We start from the raw sequence: 1,112 nt of genomic DNA, 5'->3' as shown, positions 1-1,112 counted from the left end.
GGCGAGGGCCATCCGATCATCCCGGTGATGCTCGGCGATGCCGCACTGGCGCAGGAGATGGCGGCGCGCATGCTCAAGAAGGGCGTCTACGTCATCGGCTTCTCCTTCCCGGTGGTGCCAAAGGGCCAGGCGCGCATCCGCACGCAGATGTCGGCCGCCCACAGCGAAAACGACGTGCGCCGGGCGATTGCCGCATTCGAAGAGGTCGGCCGCGAGCTCGGTGTGATCAAGTGAGTGTAGAGCTCTGCCCCTCACCCTAGCCCTCGGCATGTTCCTTCTCCCCGTCTCGCGGGGAGAAGGTGGCGGCAGCCGGATGAGGGGCGGCCCCAGGCGGGCAGTTGATTTTGGAGACAACCAAATGACGAAGATGATGAAGGCGCTGGTCAAGACGAAGCCGGCGGTCGGGCTCTGGATGGAACGTGTGCCGGTGCCGGAGGTCGGACCGAACGACGTGCTGATCAAGGTGAAGAAGTCGGCGATCTGCGGCACCGACGTGCATATCTGGAACTGGGACCAATGGGCCCAGAAAACCATTCCGGTGCCGATGGTCGTCGGCCATGAGTTCATGGGCGAGATCGCCGCGGTCGGCTCGGCCGTCACCAAATACCATGTCGGCGAGCGGGTCTCGNACCATTCCGGTGCCGATGGTCGTCGGCCATGAGTTCATGGGCGAGATCGCCGCGGTCGGCTCGGCCGTCACCAAATACCATGTCGGCGAGCGGGTCTCGGGCGAGGGCCATATCGTCTGCGGCAAGTGCCGCAATTGCCGCGCCGGCCGTGGCCACCTCTGCCGCAACACGCTCGGCGTCGGTGTCAACCGGCCGGGCTCGTTCGGCGAATTCGTCTGCCTGCCGGAATACAACGTCGTGCCGATCCCSGAAGACGTTCCCGACGAGATCGCCGCGATCTTCGATCCCTTCGGCAATGCGGTGCACACCGCACTGTCGTTCGATCTGGTCGGCGAGGATGTGCTGGTGACCGGCGCCGGGCCGATCGGCATTATGGGGGCACTGGTTGCCAAGCGCTCGGGCGCGCGCAAGGTGGTGATCACCGACATCAACCCGACGCGGCTGGAGCTTGCCCGCAAGGTCGGCATCGACCATGTCGTCGAT

At 65.2% G+C, this 1,112-nt stretch carries 2 protein-coding genes and 1 pseudogene; all 3 read left to right on the top strand.

The features are described from left to right. A partial coding sequence (locus ASD02_RS31965) for an aminotransferase class I/II-fold pyridoxal phosphate-dependent enzyme (RefSeq protein ID WP_156408513.1) occupies window positions 1–234 on the top strand: 234 nt, incomplete at its 5' end. Between the two features lie 124 nt (window positions 235–358). Beyond that, window positions 359–628: pseudogene (locus tag ASD02_RS40155) on the top strand (alcohol dehydrogenase catalytic domain-containing protein); the annotation flags it as partial. 1 nt (window position 629) lies between these two features. After that, a partial coding sequence (locus ASD02_RS40150; RefSeq protein WP_244494322.1) for an alcohol dehydrogenase catalytic domain-containing protein occupies window positions 630–1,112 on the top strand: 483 nt, incomplete at both ends.

It is taken from the genome of Ensifer sp. Root1252 (genome assembly GCF_001425885.1).
Classification (GTDB): Bacteria; Pseudomonadota; Alphaproteobacteria; order Rhizobiales; family Rhizobiaceae; genus Ensifer; species Ensifer canadensis.
This window is presented reverse-complemented; position numbering and strand designations above follow the sequence as displayed.